We start from the raw sequence: 19,170 nt of genomic DNA, 5'->3' as shown, positions 1-19,170 counted from the left end.
ACTCTGCCTCGCGAGTGTAGCCGGCGGACGGGCGCCGGTCACTCCCACCCGGGCGTCGGTGGCGCGCCGGCCGCGTCTTCGACGTCGCGGGCGACGGCCGGCGGCGGTGCACTGCTCCCGGCGGCGCCGGCGGCGGCGTCCCACGCGTCGATGGCGCGGCCGGCCCACGAGTCGGCCTCGAGGACCGCGTCCCGGGCCGCCTCGTAGCGGGCGTCGTTGACCCGCAGGGTGCCCGGGCTGGCGGCCGCCGCCACGCCGACGAACTCCGCGCGGTCGGCGGCGGTCGGCTCGCCGTCGCGGAACCGCGCGACGCGGTCTGCCACCCGCTCGGGCGCGGGATGGGCGAACACCTTGCTCCCGACGGCGGCCGGGCCAAAGAGCGGGTCGACGTCGGGCGCAGTGTCGTCGAGGAGCCGATTGCCGCCGTGGACGCGCTCGACGCGTTCACACTCCGTCTCGACGTCGAGGCGGAGGTTCTCGCCGGGGTACCGGGCGCAGGTCTCCGGATACAGGTCGGCGCCGTGGATGCGACACTGGAGGGTCGTCGGGTCCAGAAAGACACAGGCGTGTAGCCAGGTCGACTCGCCGTCGAACGGATCGACGGGTTTGGGCGGCTTTCGCAGGCCGACGAAGAAGACGGGACGGCCCCGGATGGCGGCCACGTCGACGCCGCCCAGGGAGACACTCCGGTCGTCGGTGGCCGTCCAGAGGCGGGGCCGGAGTGTGTCCCCGTAGCCCGCGGCGACGAACTCGCGCACCTCGTCGCGCGTCAGCGGGGCCAGGTTGTAGGTGTCGTCGAGCGGTTCGAACGGGCCGCGGCGCTCGTGGTCGATGTCGGCGTCGGTGAGCGAGCGCCAGTCGATGCAACAGCCGGCACAGCCCTCGCAGTCGACCTCCATGTCGTGCTAGTCGCTACCGTATGACAAAAAGGAAAGGCCTTAGCGGCGGTCGGCCCTAGTGAGCCCATGGCCACACAGCCCTGTGACGGGTGCGGGACGTCGGTGTCCATCGGCGGCGGCATCGCCAACCTCTGGTCGTTCACCAACGACCCCACCGAGGGCATCATCCTGGAGCTGGCCGACGGCACCGAGCATTTCCTCTGTTACGACTGCATCGACCGGCTGCCCGACGACCGCGAGGTGACCGCGGCCGACGTGGCCGACCTCGCGGGCGTCGAGTGAGATAGAAACCGGTTTGGGCCCCAGTCGGCTAGGCGCTCCCGTGACGCTGGTCGGCATCGACGACACGGACTCCCGTGAGCGCGGGATGTGTACCACCTACGCCGCCAGCCGACTGGCCGGCGCGATCCGCGACGCGGGCGGGTGCGTCGAGCGGGTGCTGCTCGTGCGCCTCAACCCCGCCGTCGAGCACAAGACCCGGGGGAACGCCGCCCTGGCGGTCCACACGGACCTGGCGGCCGACCGGGCGCGTCGCCTGGTCGAGGAGGTCCTCGAGATGGCCGAGACCGACGACCCGCACACGAACCCGGGCGCCGTCGTCGCCGACTGTGCGCCCGGGGCCATCCCCGACGCGGTGGCCGACTTCGCCGTCGACGCCGTCCGGACGATTCAGGACCCAGCCGCCGCGAAGACGCTCGCCGACGCGGTCGGGTTCGCCCGCATCGAGCGGGGCAACGGCCGCGGCCTGGTGGGCGCGCTCGCCGCCGCCGGGGCCTGGGAGGCCTTCGACGACTGGACCTACGAACACATCGCCTACCGCGAGCGCGAGCGCTGGGGGACCGAACGCGACGTCGACACCGAGAGCGTCTTCGCGGCGGCCGACGCACACTATCCGGCGGTCTGGGACACCGTCGACCGGGCGTCGGGCTACCCGGTTTGTGTCCCGCGGACGCCCTGTCCGGTCCTCTACGGCATCCGCGGCGACGACCCCGACGCCTGCCGACAGGTCGCGGAATCTATCGAGAGCGAACCCGTGGCCGAGTCGACGACGTTCGTCACCAACCAGGGCACCGACGTCCACCTGCAGGACGCCGCGCTGGGCGAGGTCGCCGACGCCCGGGCGTTCCGGGTCACCGGCGAGGTGGCGGCAGAGCCCGAGACGCGCGAGGGGGGCCACGTCTTCGTCGACCTCGCGGCCGACGGCACGCGCCTCGCCTGTGCGGCGTTCGAACCGACCAAGGGATTCCGCGACCGGGTCCGGGCCCTCCGGGTCGGCGACCGGATCACTGCCTGTGGCGAGGTCGGCGACGGGACGCTGAAACTCGAGAAGTTCGCGGTCCGCGAGCTGGTGACGACCGAACGGGTCACGCCCACGTGTCCCGAGTGCGGCCGGTCGATGTCCTCGGCCGGGCGCGACCAGGGCTACCGCTGCCGGGACTGTTCGACCCACGCCGACGGGAAAGCAGCGCGTACGCTGGCGCGAGACCTGGAGCGAGGGTGGTACGAGGTGCCGCCGGTGGCCCGCCGGCACATCGCCAAACCGCTCGCCCGGGGCGGGTTCGACGCGCCGACACACCCGGAGCGGTGAGCGGGGTCGGCGGGGCAGGCGGGCGCGGGGCCGAGTGCGAAAGATTTGTTACCACTTACCGCGATAACCGGCACATTACAGAGGGTGTCGAGGGGGAATCGGGGGCGGAGAGACGCCGGCGACGCGAGCGGCGGCGGGGGCGAGACGGCGCGCGTTCGGGCGTGCGTCGCCGCCTGTAGTCGAGCGCGCGCTCGTAGCAAGCAGTGATTACGACACGTACGAACCCACGGCCGCGATCGGGCAAGCGCACTGTTCGACGACCGAGTGGTGACCGCTCGGCGAGTTTACAGTATAAAAGGACAGAATTAACAACACCCGTTGGTAATAGAGGCCATGCCCAATCCTGACACGGGTGGCGCTGACATCGGCTCGGGCCCGTCGACCGACGGATCGAGCCGCCACCAGCCGCCGTCACAGCGAGCGTCCACCCCTGTCCCCACGAGCGCGGCCACCGAGTCGTCGTCGACGGCTCGACGGCCAGCGAGCAGTCCGTCTCGTCGCCCAGCGGTGACGCCACCATCACGTTCGAACTCGTCGACGGGCGCCCCTTCTACAGCGTCTCCTACCGGGGCTACACACCCGTCGCGCCCTCCACCCTCGGGTTCGAGTTCGCCCACCAGCCGGACTTGCTGGAGGACTTCGAGGTCGTCGGGTCCGACCGGACTACCGCGGACACCACCTGGGAGCCGGTGTGGGGCGAACACGAGTCCGTGCGCGACCACTACAACGAGCTCACCGTCTGCCTGGAGCACGCCTCCGGCCACCACCTCAACCTCACGTTCCGGGCCTACGACGACGGCGTGGCGTTTCGCTACACCATCCCGTCAGACGACGGGATGGACGAGTTCACGCTGACCGCCGAGCGCACCGGCTTCGAGTTCACCGACGACTTCAGCGCCTGGTGGATCCCGAACAACTGGAACAACTACGAGTACGTCTACCAGAACACGCCGCTGTCGGAGGCCGGCTACGACTACGGCAACCACGACAAGACCTCCGACGTCGACGGCATGAACACGCCGGTGACGATGCGCGTCGCCGAGGACTGCTACATGAGCATCCACGAGGCGGCACTTGCCGACTGGGCCGAGATGACGCTCGCGCGCTACCACGACCGGCCCACGCGGTTCGAGGCCGACCTGGTCCCGTACCCCGACTACGTCCGGCGGGTCGTCGGCGTGGCCCCCCACGCCTCGCCGTGGCGGACGTTCATCTTCGGGGAGCGACCCGGCGATCTCCTCGAATCCACGATGACGCTCAACCTCAACGAGCCGTGTGCCTACGAGGACACCGACTGGATCGAGCCCCAGAAGTACTGCGGGGTCTGGTGGGAGATCCACATCGGCAAGACCGAGTGGGATCCCGGCCCGGACGTCGGCGCGACCACCGAGAACGTAAAGGAGTACATCGACTTCGCCAGCGAGCACGGCATCGAGAACGTCTTCGCCGAGGGGTGGAACTCCGGGTGGGGCGACGGCGACAACAAGCCCGACGACGGCCCCTTCGGCTGGGAGGACATGCTCTTTACCGAGACCCACGACCGCTTCGACTTCGAGGAGGTCACCGACTACGCCGACCGGAAGGGCGTGTCCTTCATGGCCCACAACGAGACGGGGTCCAACGTCGCCGGCCTCGACCGCTTCTCCTACGAGCGCCAGCTCGAGGAGGCCTTCCATCTGTACGCCGAGAACGGCGTCCGGGCGGTCAAGACCGGCTACGTCAACGAGGACGGCGTCTACATGGACGATTCGGGCGTGCGGTACCACCACCACTCCCAGCCGGTCATCAACCACTACGACTACGTCGTCCGGACCGCCGCCGAGTACGGGCTGCTGATCAACAACCACGAGCCGGTCAAGCCGACGGGCAAGCGCCGGACCTACCCGAACTTCATGACCCGCGAGGGGGTCTCCGGCATGGAGTACCAGAACTTCCGGGGCGGCGGGAACCCGCCGAGCCACACGCCGAGCCTGGCGTTCACCCGGCTACTCGCCGGCCCCGTCGACTACAACACCGGCGTCTTCAACCTCACCTACCGGGAGTACGCCGGGACGCGGGTCAACAACACCCGGGCCCGCGAACTCGCGCAACTGGTCATCTTCCACAGCGGCCTCCAGATGGTGACCGACCGGCCCGTGAACTACGACTTCGACCGCGAGGCCTTCCAGTTCGTCAAAGACGTCCCGGTCGACTGGGACGAGACGCGGGTGCTGACCGGCGACATCGGCCAGCACGTCACTATCGCCCGCCGCACGGGCGAGGACTGGTGGCTCGGCACGGCCGTCGCCGACCCGGAGTGGGTCCCCATCGAACTGGACTTCCTCACTGGCACCTACGACGCCCACGTCTACCAGGACGGCTACAAGGCGACGACCTACGGCTACGAGTCGGCCGTCGACGTCCAGCACTTCGAGATAGAGGGCGGCGACACGCTGTGGGCGCCCCTTCCCCACGGCGGCGGCCAGGCGGTCCACCTGACGCCCGCGACGGGCGACCTGGATCCGATTCCCGGCCACTACGAGGTCTTCTCGTCGGCCCCCGAGGGCGACGTGGCCTACGACGCCGCGGAGTTCACCGTCGAGACGGCCGGCGAGGGCCTGTGGGGCGGCACCGACGACTACACCGCCGTCTACGAACCCGACGCCGTGGGCACCGGGGGGAGCGTCGAGGCCGCAGTCACGTCCCAGGCCGGCACCGACCCCACCGCCCGCTCGGGTATCGTCCTGCGCAACGACGTCACCGCGCCCGGTGAGTCGCTGGGCTACGTCGCGCTGGTCGTGACCCCAAACCTCGGGGTCCAGCTCCAGTGGGACGGTGACGACGACGGCCACGTCGACCGCGCGGTCGGGGCCTTCGGGTCGACGCCGGTCCGCCTGCGCCTCGAGCGCGAGGGGTCGACCTACGAGGGACTCGTCAGCACCGACGGCGGCACGACCTGGGAGTCGGTGGGGACCTGCACCGTCGCGTCGGCCGCCGAGTGCCAGGACGCCGCGCTCGTCCACAGCGCCAGCACGGCCGAGGGCGGGCGGGCGACGTTCGACGACTTCCGCATCGACGACCGCATCCCGATGACCCGTCCGATTCCCGACGGGCTGACGACGTTCGCCACCGGCGACGCGGAGTTCGGCCTCGACCAGAACGGCGAGACCCTACATATCAACGCCGCCGGCCGCGACGTCTGGACCGACGACGACGAGTACGGCGCCGTGGTCGACCCCGGGTGCCTCGAAGACGGCGACCGCGTCGTCGCCAGGGTGACCGGCCAGGAGGACAGCCACGACTGGGCGAAATCCGGGCTCGTGGTCCGCAACGACGCGACGGCCGCCGGCGAGTCGGGCGGGTACGTCGCGCTGGCGGTGACGCCGTTCAACGGCCTCCAGTTCGCCTGGGACGCCGACGGCGACGGCCACCTCGACAGCGAGGCCCGCGACCCCGAGACGTACGCCCCGCTGTGGCTCCGCATCGAGCGCGACGGCGAGACGTTCACCGGCGCCTACAGCAAGGACGGCGAGGACTGGACCACGGTCGGCAGCGCCGACCTGCCCGACGCCGCGCCGCGCCAGGACGCGGCGGTGTTCACCTGCTCGCACACCAACTCCAGGGGCATCGCCGAGTTCGACGAGTTCACCGTCGAGTAGCCCACGGCCGGCCCGTTGTCGGCAGTTCTCGTGGACTTATGCCCGAGCGGACCCACCTCCGGGCGATGAGCGTCACAGCGACCTTCAACGCGATTCCGTTCGTCGAGGAACTCGGGATGGAACTGACCGCCGCGGCGGACGGCCACGCGGAGGCCCGGCTCCCCCTGCGCGAGGAACACTCCTCGAACCCCGCCACCCGAATCGCCCACGGCGGGGTCACCTACTCGCTGGCCGACACCGTCGGCGGGGCGGCCGTCGTCTCCGTCTCGGGGACGATCTCGCCGACGGTGGACATGCGGATGGACTACCTCGCGCCGGCGACCGACGACCTCCGGGCCGAGGCCGACGTCGTCCGGAACGGTGGCAGCGTCGCCGTCGTCGACGTCGAGGTGTACGACGCCGACGGCCACCACGTGGCCAGCGCTCGCGGGACGTACAAGACAGACGGCGAGGGCGGCGAGTCGCCCTGGAGCCAGGGCGTCGACGAGGCCGAGATTGAGACGCTCCGGAGCGACTGACTCAGCCGCCGTCGACCAGCTGCATCCCCTCGCGGACCGACTCGCGGCGGCCAAGCAGCGTCACCATGTCCCCTTCCTTGACGACGTAGTCGGCCGTCGGCACCTCCGCCGTGGTGTGATCCTCGCCACTGACGAGGGCGATGAGACAGGCTTCGGGGAGCATCGGCCCGATCTCCCGGACCGACTTGCCGACGAGGTCGGGGTTCGTCACCGCCACTTCCTGGACGTCGCCGACGCGACCGACGTCGGTCATCCAGTGGGCGATGGCGGGCCGTTCGATCTGGTTGTCGATGGCCCACGCCGTCGCCATCGCCGAGGAGATGGTCCGAACGCCGAGATCCTCGAAGGCCTCGACGTTGTCGGGGTTGTTCGCGCGGGCGATGACCCGGTCGACGCCGAACTTCGAACTGGCCAGTTGCGAGACCAGCAGGTTCACGTCGTCGTCGCCGGTCGCGGCGATGACGGTCTTGGCGTTCTCGGCGCCGGCGGAGCGCAAGACGTCCGTGTCGGTACCGTCGCCGATCTCGACGGTGTAGCCCGCGTTTCGCCCTCGTTCGACGACCTGTTCGTCCTGCTCGATGATGACGACGTTCTCGCCCCGGTCTTCGAGGCGCTCGGCGAGCGCTCGGCCCACCTTGCCGCCGCCGACAATTATCAGGCGCATTGGTATCACGTCCAGTTTTTCCGCGATGTACCGCGCGAGACCGCCCTCGAACAGGGCGGTCGCGAAGATGACCAGAAAGACGGTGCCGAGCAGAATCTCGGCCTGCGAGGTAAGCGTCGCGGCCTCGGCGAGCAGTCGCGTGGCCTCATCGCCGCTGGCGTTCGCCGCTTCGGTCCGCAGCTCCGACGCCACGTTGTTCAGCTCGACGGCAAACAGCGTCGCGACCGACGCGGGGATGATGCCCCGCGGGCCGACGAAGCTGACGAAGAGTTTCTCGTTGGTGGTAAACTTGTCGCCGACCGTCGAGACGAACACCAACAGCGGCCGGATGACCAGCGCGACGGCGAAGACGACGACGAGGCCGGGGATGCCGACCCGCCTCAGCGCCGCCAGGTCCACTGGGCCGCCAACGCAATGAAGACAAAGGAGAGGACCAGCAGCGTGATATCGCCCTTGAAGGACTCGACGTCTTCCTCGTAGGGGTGGTCGGCGTTCCCCAGCGCGATTCCGGCCGTCGCGGCGGCGGCGACGCCGGCTTCCGTCGCGATGGTGTTGGCCGCAGCGTACGCGACGAGCGCCCCGGCGAGCACCAGCAAGCGGGCGTTGCGCGGGGCGTCACCCGGCGAGAGGTCGATGTACTGCAGCAAGTAATAGAGGAGGCCCGCGACGACGAGGCCGACGAGCAGGCCGGTGCCCAGGCGGAGCGCGAACGCCTGGAGCAGGCCCTCGCTCGTCGCGCCGGGGTTGACCGTCTCGAAGACGACGACGGCGATGATTGCCGCGGTGACGTCGTTGACGATGCCCTCCGTCTCTAAGGCCGTCGCGACCCGGTCGCGGACCGGCACCACGTTCAGGATTGGCGTGATGACCGTCGGGCCGGTTGCGACCAGCAGAGCGCCGATGAGGAAGGCGAGGTTCCAGTCGACGCCGAATGCGAGTTTGACGGCGCCGGCGGTGCCAACGAGCGCGATGGCCGCCCCCAGGGTCACCAGGCGGAACGTGGCCGTCGGCGCCTCGCGGATGCGCTCGAACCGGAGGTGGTAGGCCCCCTCGAAGACGATGATGGCCACCGCCAGGCCGACGATTGCCGACAGCGCCCCGCCGAACGTCTCGGAGTTGACGAGGCCGAGGCCGGGCTGGCCGATGAGGACCCCCACGAGGAGGTAGAAGATGATACTCGGCACCCTGAGCCTGGCGGCAAGCACCTGTGCGAGCACCCCCAACCCGATGATCCCCGCGACGAGGGGATGAGCAGTTGCGAGCTACCGGCCACGTGGTCCCTCCATCTGTGCGGGCCAACGACCCCGCCATTGATAAACGCGTCTACTGCGTCGGCCGGGATTCGAGCGACGGAGCCGGCAGCGCGCCCGACGCCGGCGACGGGCGAGAGAGTTTTGCCTCGCCGGCGCGGTACGTCCACACATGACGGGACACCAGCCAGGCCACGGTCCGGGCGGTGCGCCGTGACGGCGCTCACCGACCCCGTGACCGTCGGCGGCCTGTCGCTCCCGAACCGCCTGTACCGCGCGCCCGTCCTGGAGTGTGCGGGCAACGGTCCCGACGCCGTCGAGACGCTCGTCGACGAGCTCGTGCCGACGGCCGACTCGGGCGTCGGCCTCGTCTTCCAGGGCGCGAGCATCGTCACCGACCGGGGCGGGTGTGCCGCGCCGAACATGACCCGCGTGCACGACCCGGGGTTCGTCGCGCGCCTGGAGCGCCTGACCGACGCCGTCCACGACGCCGGCGGGACCATCTTCGTCCAGCTTGCCCACGGCGGCCTCCGGAGCATGAGCACCTGGCACGCCGAGTACCGCGAGCGCCACCCCGACCAGCGCCAGCTGGCCGTCTCCGACCCGCCCTGGCAGCTGCGGGCGCTGGACCGGGCGGGCATCGTCTCCTTGCGCCCCGAGGTGCTCTCGACGGACGCGGTGTGGGACCTGGCCGAGCAGTTCGGCCGCGTGGCGGGGTACGCCGCCGACGCCGGCTACGACGGCATCCACCTCTCGGCGGCGAACATGAGTCTGGTCCAGCAGTTCCTCTCGCCGTTCTACAACCGGCGCGACGACGAGTTCGCGGACGGCGTGCGGTTCCTCGAGGCGATTCACGACGCCGTCCGGGACCACGCCGGGGACGTGCCGCTGGTGACGAAGGTGCCCGCAGAGACCGTCGCGCCGGCGTTCGTCCGGCGGCACATCACCCGCCCCGAGGCCGTCGACGTCGCCGAGCGCCTGGCGGCTATCGGCTACGACGCGCTGGTCCCGGTCGAGGTCTCGACGTTCTGGGACATGAGCATCGTCCGCGGCGCGTTCCCCGACCGGGCGTGGGCGGCCAGCGACCTGCAAGACGACTACGCCGCCGCCTTCGGCGGGCCCGTCCGCGCCCGGGTGGTCGAGCTGTTGAACCGGTTGCAGGCCCGGCGCTTCGGACCGGACCCGGGGTGGAACGCCACGTTCTGTCGTGCGGTCCGCGAGCGCGTCGACGTCCCGGTGTTGCTCGAGGGCGGCGTCAGGACCCGGGCTGACTGCGACCGGTTCCTGGGCGTGGGCGAGGCCCCGCCCGCGGCGGACATGGTGGGGATGGCCCGGCCGTTCTACGCCGAACCGCGACTGGGGGCCCGACTGCTCGAGGGCCACGATGCCCTCTGTGCGAGCTGCAACAACTGCACCGTCCCGCAGGTGGCCGGCGAACCGGGGCGGTGCCGGACCCCCGCGGTCGTCCGGGCGAAGGCACGCCTCGAACGGAATGGTGCCTACGAGCGAGATAATTCCGACTGAGACATCGTCACACACCCCGACTCGCCGAAACGTTGTCCTACCGACACGTTAATTCACCATCAGGACGCGTGAGAGAAAGGCTGATTGCCCTCCGCCACCGAGCGTCGGAGAATGACAGGCGAGATACGGTCGGAGCGGGTCGCGGTACCCGTCGACGGGGACGAGGTCGACATCCACTACCGGACGGGCGGCGAGGGGGCGCCGCTGGTCTTCCTCCACGGCATCGGTCTCGACGCCGCCACGGTCTCCTGGCGCCACGCGCTCCCGGCGCTTGCCGGCGACCGGACCGTCTACGCGCCCGACCTGCCGGGCCACGGCGAGAGCGACAAGCCCGACCGCGCGTACACGACCGACTACTACCTCGAGACGGTCGCGGCGTTCCTGGAGGCCGTCGACGTCGCGGAACCCGCGCTGGCGGGCCTCTCGATGGGTGGTGCGCTCGCACTCGGTCACGCGCTCGACGGCGGGCCGGTCGAACGCCTCGTGCTCGTCGGCAGTTACGGCCTCGGGGCGGACGCCTACTGGCGCCAGGCGGCGACGGGCGTCCTCCAGACGCCGGTGCTGGGGAACATGCTCTGGCAGGGCGTGAGCGCCTCGAAACCGGCGATCCGGACGAGCCTCCGGGGCATGGGCGCGACCGAACCGCCACAGCAACTGGTCGAGGACGTCGACTCCGTCGTCGACTACCGGACGGTGCGGGCCATGCGGCGCTGGCAGCGCCACGAGTTCCAGCGAAACGGGTTCCGGACGGACTACTCGGACCGCCTGGCCGAGATTTCGGTCCCGACGCTGGTGGTCCACGGCCGGGCGGACCCGCTGTTGCCCGCGCGATGGTCGCGACGGGCAGGCGAGTCGCTGGACGAGGGTCGGGTAGAGATATTCGAGAACTGCGGGCACTGCCCCCCACGCGAGCGCCCCGAGCGGTTCAACCGGTCGGTCCGGTCGTTCTGCTAGTTCGGCAGGTCGTCGATGAGGACGACTGCTTCCCCGTCGATGACGACGGTCTCCTCCTTGAGGACACGTGTCGTCAGGCGGTACTGGTCGTCGCCGAGGTCCTCGACGATCTCGCACTCGGCCGTGAGTCGGTCGCCGATGCGGACCGGGTTGTGGAACTCCAGGTCCTGCGAGAGGTAGATGGTGAGGCCGGGCAGTCGCGCGAGTGCGGCACTGATGAGGCTGCCGACCAGCGTCCCGTGGGCGATGCGCCCGCGGAAGCGGGTCTCCGCGGCGAACTCCTCGTCTAAGTGTAGCGGGTTCGTGTCCCCGCTCGCGGCGGCGAACTGCTGGATATCGTTCTCCGAGATCGTCTTCGTGAACTCCGCGCGGTCGCCCACGCCGAGGTGGTCCGGGTGGTCCGCCGACAGCGAGACGTGCCACTCCGGCAGGTCCTCGTCCGGTTCGATTCGGTCGACGGGCGCTACCTCCTCCCCCTCGTGCTGGACACCGAACGCGGCGAAGGCGGCCCGGTTCGCAGCCACGACGCTGTTGAACATGTGCGAAGACGTCTCCGTCCAGGTGTCCAACAGCGGGTTCCGATGAGATTCAGAACTCATTGCCTCGTAAGTTAGGGGTCGGCCTATTAAACCTTGGTGATGGTTCATCGTTCTCGGCTGATAGAAGCCGTCTACCCTGCAGAAACGCCGGTTTACTCTGCCCCGTAGTGACAGAAAACCGCCGTTCACCCGGCCGAGCGACGGGAATCAAGGACACCCTACCCCAAACCATCCTATGGTAACGAATGGTATCAGATGGTATTCAGCGGAAGTTTTAAGTCGTTGAAGGGTGTAGTTGGTACCACGATGGCCGACGAGGACGACAGTCTGATGTGGCCCCCGATGTTCCGGGGGATGCAGCAGGCCAGCGAGCAAGCGATGGAACAGCAGCAAGAGCTGATGAAGCAGCTGTTCGCTGGCGGTGGGATGCCGAGCATGGACATGAACCAGCTCGGCGCGATGAGTCAGATGGCGACCTTCAAGACCCGCGTGCAAAGCGGCGGTCGCATCAGCATCCCCGACGCCGAGCGCGAGGCGCTCGACATCGAGGAAGGCGACATCGTCCAGGCGGTCGTCCTCCCGGTCAAGCGAACCTCACAGGAGTAATACACCAATGGTAGACTACACCACCCCCGTCACGACAGCCTTCGAGATGCAGCGCGCGACGATCACCCAGAGCCAGAAGGCCCTCGAGCAGAGCGTCGCGTTCCAGCAGAACGTCAACGAGGCAGTCATCGACAGCCTCGACACCCAGGAGTCGGCCCAGCGCCGCGGCGTCGAGCTCTCGAAGACCGCCTTCCACAGCTATCTCGACGCCATCGAGTCGACCGTGCCCGGCGTCGCCGGCACCGTCGAGGAGATGCGAAGCGCCGTCGACGAGCAGTACGACTTCCTGCTCGAGAACCACGCCGACTCTTCGACAACGTTGAGAGCGAGATGGTCGAGGGCGTCGACGCCTACGACGAGATGACCCAGGAGTACCTGGACGCCGTCGGCGAGCAGGTCGAGATGCTCGTCGACGCCCACGAGGAACTGGAGGCCCAGTCCGTCGAGGCCGCCGAGCAGTTCGGCGACCAGCTCGAGGAGGTCCAAGAGCAGGTCGAGGAGATCCAGGCCCAGGTCGAAGAGGTCCAGGCCCAGGCCGCCGACGCCGTCGAAGTCGACGTCGAGGCGTAACAACGAACCAGCCGTTTTTTGTGCGCGTACCCGCCAATTACAACAAATGAGTGATACAAACCAGATGCAGGACGAGTGGACCGAGATGGTCGAGGAGATGAACGACGCGGTCGTCGACTCGATGGAACAGAACATGAAGGCACAGGCCGCGTTCGTCGAGTCATGGGCCGACGCCGTCGAGGACAGCATGCCCCAGCAGGACGAGCTGAGCGAGGGGCTGCAGGGCTACAACCGGGCCTACGAGGAGTGGCTCGACGCCGCCGACCGGATGGTCGAGCGCTCGGCCGACGCGGCCCAGGGCCAGGACGTCGACCCCGCGGAGTTCCGGGATATCTGGCTCCAGTCGGCCAACGAGGCGTTCAAGCACGTGATGGGCACGTCCGCGTTCGCCGCGGCCAACGGCCAGCTGGTCGAGTCCATGATGGAGATGCAACAGCAGGCCGACGAGCTGAGCCAGGACACCATCGCCCAGCTTGGCTTCCCGACCCGCGACGACGTCGACGAGGTGGCCGAACGCCTCGTCGAGCTGGAACGGCGCCAGCACGCCGTCGAACAGAAGCTCGACCGCATCCTCGAGCACCTCGAGGAGTAGCACAATGTCGAGTGACCAAAACCCGTTCAACCCGTTTGCGGCCGCGCTGGACTGGCAGTCCAAGTCGCTGGACGCGATGCGCGAGGCCGTCGAGACCAGCGAGGTCGCCGACGAGCGCCTCGAGCTGATGGAGTCCGTCGAGGTCGGCCAGACGCCAAGCGAGGTCGTCTACGAGGAGAACAAGCTCGAACTCCTCCACTACGACGCCGAGGCAGCCGGCATCGACGTCGCCGAGGAAGACAAACAGGACGTGCCCATCCTCATCGTCTACGCGCTCATCAACCGGCCGTACATCCTCGATTTGCAGGAAGAGCGGTCGGTGGTGCGGCGCCTGCTCGAGGCGGGCCACGACGTCTACCTCATCGACTGGAACGAACCGTCGAGACTCGACCAGCACCTGACACTCGACGACTACGTCAACCGCTACATGGACAACTGCGTCGACGTCGTCCGCGAGCGCTCGGGCCAGGACGCCATCAACATCCTGGGCTACTGTATGGGCGGGACGATGTCGGCGATGTACGTCGCGCTCCACGCCGAGAAGGTCAACGCTCTTGGCCTGATGGCCGCCGGCCTCTGTTTCAACCAGACCGGCGGCGTCCTAGAGGAGTGGGGCTCCGACGAGTACTACTCCCCGAGCGACGTCACCGACACCTTCGGCAACGTCCCGGCGGAGATGCTCGACATCGGCTTCGCGCTGATGGACCCCGTCGACAACTACGTCTCGAAGTACATCCGCCTGGCCGAGAACCTAGAGAACGAGGACTTCGTCGAGAACTTCGGCCGGATGGAGAAGTGGCTCGGCGACGGCATCGACGTCGCCGGCGACACCTACGTCCAGTTCTTAGAGGACGTCTACCAGGACAACAAGCTCTACAAGAACGAGCTCGAACTGAACGGCAAACACGTCGACTTGGACAACATCACCATGCCGGTCCTCCAGCTGATGGGCGAGTACGACCATCTCATCCCGCCGGAGGCCTCGAAACCCTTCACCGACGTCATCCCGAGCGAGGACACGAAGACCATCGAGTTCTCGACGGGGCACATCGGGCTGTCGGTGTCCTCCTCGACCCACGCCGACCTCTGGCCCGAGGTCGCCCAGTGGTACAAAGACCGCAACGACGGCGACGAGGTCGACATCGAGGTCGAGTCCCCGAGCGAGGCGGCCGCCGAGGCCGTCGAAGAGGTCGCCGACGACGTCGAGGACGACGAGAGCGGCGAGGCGGACGCCGGCCCCTCGGTCCGGGACGTCCAGACCATCGACGGCATCGGCCCGACCTACGCCGACCGGCTCCGCGACGCCGGCGTCGAGACCGTCGCGGACCTCGCCGAGCGCGACGCCGCCGAGCTGGCCGAGATAACGAACGCCTCGCCCGCGCGGGCCGAGGAGTGGCTCGAGCAGGTCTGAATAGCGGCCTCCATCCTTTTCTCGCTCCCCGTCGAAGACCGGTCATGCGCGTCTCCGTCATCGGCGGGTCCGTCGTCACCGCGGCACAGTACCAGCAGGCACGCCGGGTCGGCACGCTCCTCGGCGAGCGCGGTCACGAGGTGGTCTGTGGGGGCCTCTCGGGCGTCATGGAGGCCGTCTGTGAAGGTGCCAGCGAGGCCGGCGGCCACACCATCGGCATCCTCCCCGGCGACGACCGCCACGGGGCCAACGAGTTCGTCGAGACCACGATCGCCACGGGGCTGGGCAACGCCCGGAACGTCCTCGTCGTGCTGAACGGCGACGCCGTCATCGCCGTCGACGGCAAGAGCGGCACGCTCTCCGAGCTGGGTCACGCGCTGGACTACGGCCGCCCGGTCGCCGGACTGGGCACCCACCACGTCGAGGGACTGGCCGGTATCGAACACGTCGAGACGCCCGCGGCGGCCGTCGACTACGTCGAGTCGGTCCAGTGAGTGCGTGGTGAAACTGAGCTCACAACCCGTCCGACGCCCCGGCCGGTCGTCGTTCGAGCGCCGTCACGGCGAGTGCCCCGTCCAGGTGCACACGGAGGGTCTCGTCGCCGGCGCGAACCGGGACCGCGACCGCCCAGGGGTCCTCGCTGAGGACGTCCAGCTGGTCGGGGTCGCGCACGCCGTCGAACGCCCAGACGGGCGTCGTCCGGGGGTCGACGCCCCGGTCGTGGAGCCAGCCGGCCACGGCCGGGTGGAAGCCGACGACCGCCGCGAGCGGGGGGTAGTTGTAGAAACTGCACCCCCGGCAGTCCACGTGGAGCGTGACCGGGTGGTCGTCGGTGTAGTGAGTCGGCAGCTCCGGACCGACGGCGGCGGTCAGCCCGGCCTCGACGACGCCGGCACAGACCGGGCAGACGCCCGCCAGCGCGAACCGCCAGAACAGCCGGGTCCGGCGGTCGAAGGCCTCGACGACCGCCTCGTCCGACCGCCCCTGGATGCCGCCGGGGTCGAACGGGAACGCGACGACGATGTCCTCACAGTCCAGACAGCCCACCCGGCCCAGGTGGTTCTGCCCGTCGTAGGTAAACGAGAGCGGGTCGCCACAGCCTGCACAGGGCGTCTCGAGGGTGACCGGGTCGACGGCGACCGTCCGATGGAGGACGCCGCTCCGGACCGCGTCGATGACCCGATGCCCGGGGTAGAGCAGCTCGTACTCGTCATCGGTTCGGCCGACGAACTTCCCGACGAGCTTTCGAGAGGTGGTAGTTGAACTTCCCGCTGTCTCGCTCGCCGACCCGCCGCTGTAAGGTCGAAAAGGAGAGCGCGTGGCGCTCGGCGTCCCAGAGCGCAAACAGGATGTCGACGCGGAGTTCGTGACTGAACAGCTCGAAGGCAGTCGAGACGGCGTCGGCGTCGGCCGGAGACGACTCGACGGGCGCGTCCTCGGACATGGGCACAGCTTCGGGGGATGCCTCAAAAAGGACTGTGCAGGGCTCGAAGGTGTCAGCGCCCGGACTGAAACGCAGTTCTCAGAATTTACAATAACGGCCGCCCTCTCACTCGTACGGACCAATGACCGAACGACCCACTGTCGTAGGGCTGGCAGGCAGCCTCCGCAACGAGAGCAGGACGCGAATCGCCGTCGACCACGCGCTCTCGGCCGCCGCCTCGGCCGGCGCGACCACCGAACACGTCGACCTCCGGGCCCTCGATCTGCCCGTGTACGACGCCGACGCCGACGAGGCCGGCGACGGTCCGGCCCTCGTCGCCACCATCCGCGATGCCGACGCCGTCGTCCTCGGCACGCCGATGTACCACGGGTCGTACTCCTCCGTGGTGAAGACGGCGCTGGACTACTGTAGCATCGAGGCCCTGTCGGGGACCACCGTCGGCCTCGTCGCCGTCTCCGGCGGCGGGTTCCCGACACCGGCCCTCGAACACCTCCGGGCGAGCTGCCTGGCGCTGGAGACCGAACCGGTCCCGAACCAGGTCGCCGTCCCCGACTCGTGGGACCGGATCGAGGACGGGACCGTGACCGACGACGACATCGCCGAGCGACTGACGACCCTCGGACGTGACGTCGTCCGCCACGCGACCAGCGAGGGGCACGCGGCGACGGCCGAGGCCGGCGTCTCCGCCGACGACTAGTCCCCGTCGAACCAGTCGACGAAACTGCCCTCGAGCAGCGTCTCGCGCTGGCGGCTGATGTAGGCCGCCTGCATCCCAGATGGCCTCCGCCAGCGGGACGTTCTCCTCGACCTGGCGCCGTACGAAGTCGTGTTTCCAGCGGGCGGGCGTGAGCCGCCTGTCGACCCGCTCGCGCAGCGGCGCGATGTACCCGTGGGCCTCCTCCGTCGAGAGGCCGCGCTGTTCGAGGCCGTCGCGGGCGTGTTCGAAGAGTTCACCGTACAGCTCGTCGGTGGCCGTCGTCGTCGCGCCGTCGGCGGTGATCCACTCCATGTCGGCCCGCAAGCCCTCGCGGGCGGCCGCGTAGAAGTTCTCTTTTGCCGTCTCCCAGTCCAGGGACTGGATGGGGTGTTCCAGCCGGGGGAGACTCTCCATCAGGCCGGCGAAGACAGCCATACAGCCGACGGCGTCGTCGACGGTCGGCTGGGCCGGCAGCGGCCGGAACTCGATGCGGGCGTTGGCCGCCGACCGGGTCGGCCCCTCGAACACCGGCCGGACCCACCGCCAGTACGAGCCGTGCTTGTGCCGGAAGTGGACGAAGTCGTCGTCGAAGCGCGTGCCGGCCTGCAGCGTCCGCGGGACGATGGTGTCGTCCTCGACGATGTCGTCGATCGCGTCCTCGACCGTCTCGAAGTCCGGCGGGAAACAGACCTTTGCCTGTTCGGGCGCGTCCGACCGGGGGTTCAGCACCGACTCGAAGACGCCGATGCGGTGCTCCATGTACGTGTCGGCGACGATGTCGGCGTCGGGCGCGTCGTCGTAGAGGTCCGGCGGGAAGAACGGGGCGTTGACTGCCATCGCCAGCAGCGGCGCGGCGACCCGGAGGGCGTATCTGAAATACTCCGGGAGGTCCGGCGCGTGGGGAATCTGGTAGTGGGGCTGCATGGAGGTGATGAGCGACTCGGGCATCACCGTCTCGGCCTGCAGGGAGACGTGGGGCGCCTCGAGCTCGAACGCCGACGGGTAACCCGCGTTGGCCATCGTGTGGTAGCGCACGGAGTCGGACATGTTCGTCCCGATGCAGACGCCGTCTTTCTCGACGCAGTCACAGAGGTAGTCCCGCGCCGTCTCGCCCTGGGGCGGCACCGTCCACATGCCGTCGGCGACCATCCGGATGCCGTCGCGCTGGAGGCGCCGCTGGGCCGGTTTCAGCGACGCCTTCAGCTCGTTCTCCTGGGCCCGCAGGCCGTGGGAGTTCAGCGGCTGGGGACTGGTCTGCATCTCGGCGTTGTGCAGGCCCAGTTCCTTCTCGAAGCCGATGAGCTCCAGCAGCTGGCGGGGGACCCGCCGCAAGGCGTTGGTCCGGTCGTCGACGGCGTACAGCTCGAGTTCGAGTCCCACGATGGCCTCCGAGTTGTCGAAGGTCCCCGACCGGACCTCGGCCTTGAGGTCCTCGGCCTCCTCCCGGGCCCGGTCGCGGAACTCGTCTCTGCTCACGTCCAGCGCTTTCGCGACGTCCGCCGCCAGTTCCGAGGCCGACATAGCCGTCGGTTTGCGGGCAGGGGAGTTAAACGTGGTCCAGCGGTGACAGGCCCCCGACCGGCTCGCCGTCTCCCCGCCGTCCCGCAACGAGAGCGCTCACAGCAACTCGCCCACGTCGCTCATCGTGTCTGCGAGCGGGTCCCGCTCGCGGGCCGTCGCCAGCGCCCCCTCGACGGCGTCGCGGGCCTCGGGCAGCGGGTCGTGGGTCTGGACGTAGGCCGCGAGCGCGAACTCCGCCTCGCTCGCCCCCGAGAGCGTCAGGGCCTCGCTCCGCGAGAGGTCGCCGGCCAGCCAGTCGGCCACCATCTCTCGCCCGCGCGGGCCCAGCGGCGCGACCTGTTCGCCGAGCAGGTGGAGCGTCTTCGCGGCGGTGACCGGCGGGACGCCGGCCGCGTGGCCGCTCTCCCCGACGCTCTTGCCCGCGGCGTAGGCCTCGACGACGGTGGCGGCCGCGGCCGGCGAACACGGCAGACTGTCGGCCACCGGGTCGAGTCGGGTCGCGAGCGACGCGTCCGTCTCGTCGACGGCGGCGACCCCGGTCTCGCGCTGTGACTCGGTCACCTCGAGCCCCGCCGCGATGTCGGCAAGCCCCATTGCTCTCACCTCGTCACGCCTGGAATTTAAGCGTGGTGCTGCGAGCGCGGCCGACGGCACTGGCCCGGCCGAGAACCGACCGATAACCGGTCGGTGATTTCGACCGAATCCGGCCCGAGACCCGTCTCTCCGTCGGGTTTTTAACCCCCGCTCGGGCCGTA

General features: G+C 69.3%; 16 protein-coding genes and 3 pseudogenes. 12 read left to right on the top strand and 7 right to left on the bottom strand.

The features are described from left to right. Positions 1-38: 38 nt before the first annotated feature. Complete coding sequence (locus P1N55_RS12370; protein ID WP_276275875.1) at positions 39-899, bottom strand: YkgJ family cysteine cluster protein; 861 nt, start codon at positions 897-899, stop codon at positions 39-41. 66 nt (positions 900-965) lie between these two features. On the opposite strand from P1N55_RS12370, the gene P1N55_RS12365 reads away from it, so the two are divergent. The 4 genes from P1N55_RS12365 to P1N55_RS12350 all read left to right on the top strand — a co-directional run bounded on the left by P1N55_RS12365 (position 966) and on the right by P1N55_RS12350 (position 6,643). Continuing rightward, positions 966-1,181, top strand: coding sequence for a DUF7561 family protein (locus tag P1N55_RS12365; RefSeq protein WP_276275874.1), 216 nt, complete (start codon positions 966-968; stop codon positions 1,179-1,181). A gap of 40 nt (positions 1,182-1,221) precedes the next feature. Beyond that, positions 1,222-2,487: a tRNA(Ile)(2)-agmatinylcytidine synthase gene (locus P1N55_RS12360; protein ID WP_276275873.1), complete on the top strand. Its 1,266-nt coding sequence runs from the start codon at positions 1,222-1,224 to the stop codon at positions 2,485-2,487. A 389-nt stretch (positions 2,488-2,876) separates the two neighbouring features. Beyond that, positions 2,877-6,125, top strand: coding sequence for a glycoside hydrolase family 97 catalytic domain-containing protein (locus tag P1N55_RS12355; RefSeq protein ID WP_276278726.1), 3,249 nt, complete (start codon positions 2,877-2,879; stop codon positions 6,123-6,125). 65 nt (positions 6,126-6,190) lie between these two features. Continuing rightward, positions 6,191-6,643: a PaaI family thioesterase gene (locus P1N55_RS12350; RefSeq protein ID WP_276275872.1), complete on the top strand. Its 453-nt coding sequence runs from the start codon at positions 6,191-6,193 to the stop codon at positions 6,641-6,643. A 1-nt stretch (position 6,644) separates the two neighbouring features. Here P1N55_RS12350 and P1N55_RS12345 read toward each other — a convergent pair. After that, a pseudogene (locus P1N55_RS12345) lies at positions 6,645-8,580 on the bottom strand (cation:proton antiporter domain-containing protein). A 190-nt stretch (positions 8,581-8,770) separates the two neighbouring features. On the opposite strand from P1N55_RS12345, the gene P1N55_RS12340 reads away from it, so the two are divergent. Together P1N55_RS12340 and P1N55_RS12335 are read left to right on the top strand one after the other, a co-directional pair. Beyond that, positions 8,771-10,081, top strand: coding sequence for an oxidoreductase (locus tag P1N55_RS12340; protein WP_276275871.1), 1,311 nt, complete (start codon positions 8,771-8,773; stop codon positions 10,079-10,081). 111 nt (positions 10,082-10,192) lie between these two features. Continuing rightward, positions 10,193-11,035, top strand: coding sequence for an alpha/beta fold hydrolase (locus tag P1N55_RS12335; protein WP_276275870.1), 843 nt, complete (start codon positions 10,193-10,195; stop codon positions 11,033-11,035). Here the strand turns inward: P1N55_RS12335 and P1N55_RS12330 are convergent. After that, entirely contained in the window at positions 11,032-11,574 is a 543-nt protein-coding gene (locus tag P1N55_RS12330) for a MaoC family dehydratase (protein WP_276278725.1), read from the bottom strand. The two genes, P1N55_RS12335 and P1N55_RS12330, sit on opposite strands and share 4 nt — an antisense overlap. A 306-nt stretch (positions 11,575-11,880) precedes the next feature. On the opposite strand from P1N55_RS12330, the gene P1N55_RS12325 reads away from it, so the two are divergent. The 5 genes and pseudogenes from P1N55_RS12325 (at position 11,881) to P1N55_RS12300 (ending at position 15,247) form a co-directional block, all read left to right on the top strand. Next, positions 11,881-12,180: an AbrB/MazE/SpoVT family DNA-binding domain-containing protein gene (locus tag P1N55_RS12325; RefSeq protein ID WP_276275869.1), complete on the top strand. Its 300-nt coding sequence runs from the start codon at positions 11,881-11,883 to the stop codon at positions 12,178-12,180. A 7-nt stretch (positions 12,181-12,187) separates the two neighbouring features. Then, positions 12,188-12,750 (top strand): annotated as a pseudogene (locus P1N55_RS19785) (hypothetical protein). A gap of 46 nt (positions 12,751-12,796) precedes the next feature. Beyond that, positions 12,797-13,342: a poly(R)-hydroxyalkanoic acid synthase subunit PhaE gene (locus P1N55_RS12310; protein ID WP_276275866.1), complete on the top strand. Its 546-nt coding sequence runs from the start codon at positions 12,797-12,799 to the stop codon at positions 13,340-13,342. 4 nt (positions 13,343-13,346) lie between these two features. Continuing rightward, positions 13,347-14,753, top strand: coding sequence for a class III poly(R)-hydroxyalkanoic acid synthase subunit PhaC (gene phaC / locus P1N55_RS12305; protein ID WP_276275865.1), 1,407 nt, complete (start codon positions 13,347-13,349; stop codon positions 14,751-14,753). A gap of 44 nt (positions 14,754-14,797) precedes the next feature. After that, positions 14,798-15,247: a TIGR00725 family protein gene (locus tag P1N55_RS12300; protein WP_276275864.1), complete on the top strand. Its 450-nt coding sequence runs from the start codon at positions 14,798-14,800 to the stop codon at positions 15,245-15,247. Between the two features lie 19 nt (positions 15,248-15,266). Here P1N55_RS12300 and P1N55_RS12295 read toward each other — a convergent pair whose 3' ends face one another. Beyond that, complete coding sequence (locus tag P1N55_RS12295) at positions 15,267-15,929, bottom strand: DUF7351 domain-containing protein (protein ID WP_455429091.1); 663 nt, start codon at positions 15,927-15,929, stop codon at positions 15,267-15,269. Positions 15,930-15,963: 34 nt separating this feature from the next. After that, positions 15,964-16,197: a DUF7347 domain-containing protein gene (locus P1N55_RS20150; protein WP_455429079.1), complete on the bottom strand. Its 234-nt coding sequence runs from the start codon at positions 16,195-16,197 to the stop codon at positions 15,964-15,966. 121 nt (positions 16,198-16,318) lie between these two features. Between P1N55_RS20150 and P1N55_RS12290 the strand changes: the two genes are divergently transcribed. Next, positions 16,319-16,894 carry an NADPH-dependent FMN reductase gene (locus tag P1N55_RS12290; RefSeq protein ID WP_276275862.1) on the top strand — a complete coding sequence of 192 codons (576 nt, stop codon included), beginning with the start codon at positions 16,319-16,321 and terminating at the stop codon, positions 16,892-16,894. Here P1N55_RS12290 and P1N55_RS12285 read toward each other — a convergent pair. Beyond that, positions 16,891-18,415 (bottom strand): annotated as a pseudogene (locus tag P1N55_RS12285) (hypothetical protein). The gene P1N55_RS12290 and the pseudogene P1N55_RS12285 overlap by 4 nt on opposite strands. Positions 18,416-18,511: 96 nt before the next feature. Continuing rightward, positions 18,512-19,009, bottom strand: a complete 498-nt coding sequence (locus P1N55_RS12280) for a DUF7858 family protein (RefSeq protein WP_276275861.1) — start codon at positions 19,007-19,009, stop codon at positions 18,512-18,514. Positions 19,010-19,170 lie beyond the last annotated feature (161 nt).

Origin of the sequence: Haloarcula regularis, from assembly GCF_029338315.1 — an archaeon.
GTDB classification, from domain to species: domain Archaea; phylum Halobacteriota; class Halobacteria; order Halobacteriales; family Haloarculaceae; genus Haloarcula; species Haloarcula regularis.
The sequence above is the reverse complement of the archived record's forward strand: the minus strand, read 5'-3'. Positions and strand labels throughout refer to the sequence as shown.

Bases quoted from the DNA above. Each gene is read 5' to 3' on its own strand.
- P1N55_RS12370 (WP_276275875.1), bottom strand. From the start codon at position 899: ATGGAGGTCGACTGCGAGGGCTGTGCCGGCTGTTGCATCGACTGGCGC.
- P1N55_RS12365 (WP_276275874.1), top strand. From the start codon at position 966: ATGGCCACACAGCCCTGTGACGGGTGCGGGACGTCGGTGTCCATCGGC.
- P1N55_RS12350 (WP_276275872.1), top strand. From the start codon at position 6,191: ATGAGCGTCACAGCGACCTTCAACGCGATTCCGTTCGTCGAGGAACTC.
- P1N55_RS12335 (WP_276275870.1), top strand. From the start codon at position 10,193: ATGACAGGCGAGATACGGTCGGAGCGGGTCGCGGTACCCGTCGACGGG.
- P1N55_RS12330 (WP_276278725.1), bottom strand. From the start codon at position 11,574: ATGTTCAACAGCGTCGTGGCTGCGAACCGGGCCGCCTTCGCCGCGTTC.
- P1N55_RS12325 (WP_276275869.1), top strand. From the start codon at position 11,881: ATGGCCGACGAGGACGACAGTCTGATGTGGCCCCCGATGTTCCGGGGG.
- P1N55_RS12310 (WP_276275866.1), top strand. From the start codon at position 12,797: ATGAGTGATACAAACCAGATGCAGGACGAGTGGACCGAGATGGTCGAG.
- phaC (WP_276275865.1), top strand. From the start codon at position 13,347: ATGTCGAGTGACCAAAACCCGTTCAACCCGTTTGCGGCCGCGCTGGAC.
- P1N55_RS12300 (WP_276275864.1), top strand. From the start codon at position 14,798: ATGCGCGTCTCCGTCATCGGCGGGTCCGTCGTCACCGCGGCACAGTAC.
- P1N55_RS20150 (WP_455429079.1), bottom strand. From the start codon at position 16,197: ATGTCCGAGGACGCGCCCGTCGAGTCGTCTCCGGCCGACGCCGACGCC.
- P1N55_RS12290 (WP_276275862.1), top strand. From the start codon at position 16,319: ATGACCGAACGACCCACTGTCGTAGGGCTGGCAGGCAGCCTCCGCAAC.
- P1N55_RS12280 (WP_276275861.1), bottom strand. From the start codon at position 19,009: ATGGGGCTTGCCGACATCGCGGCGGGGCTCGAGGTGACCGAGTCACAG.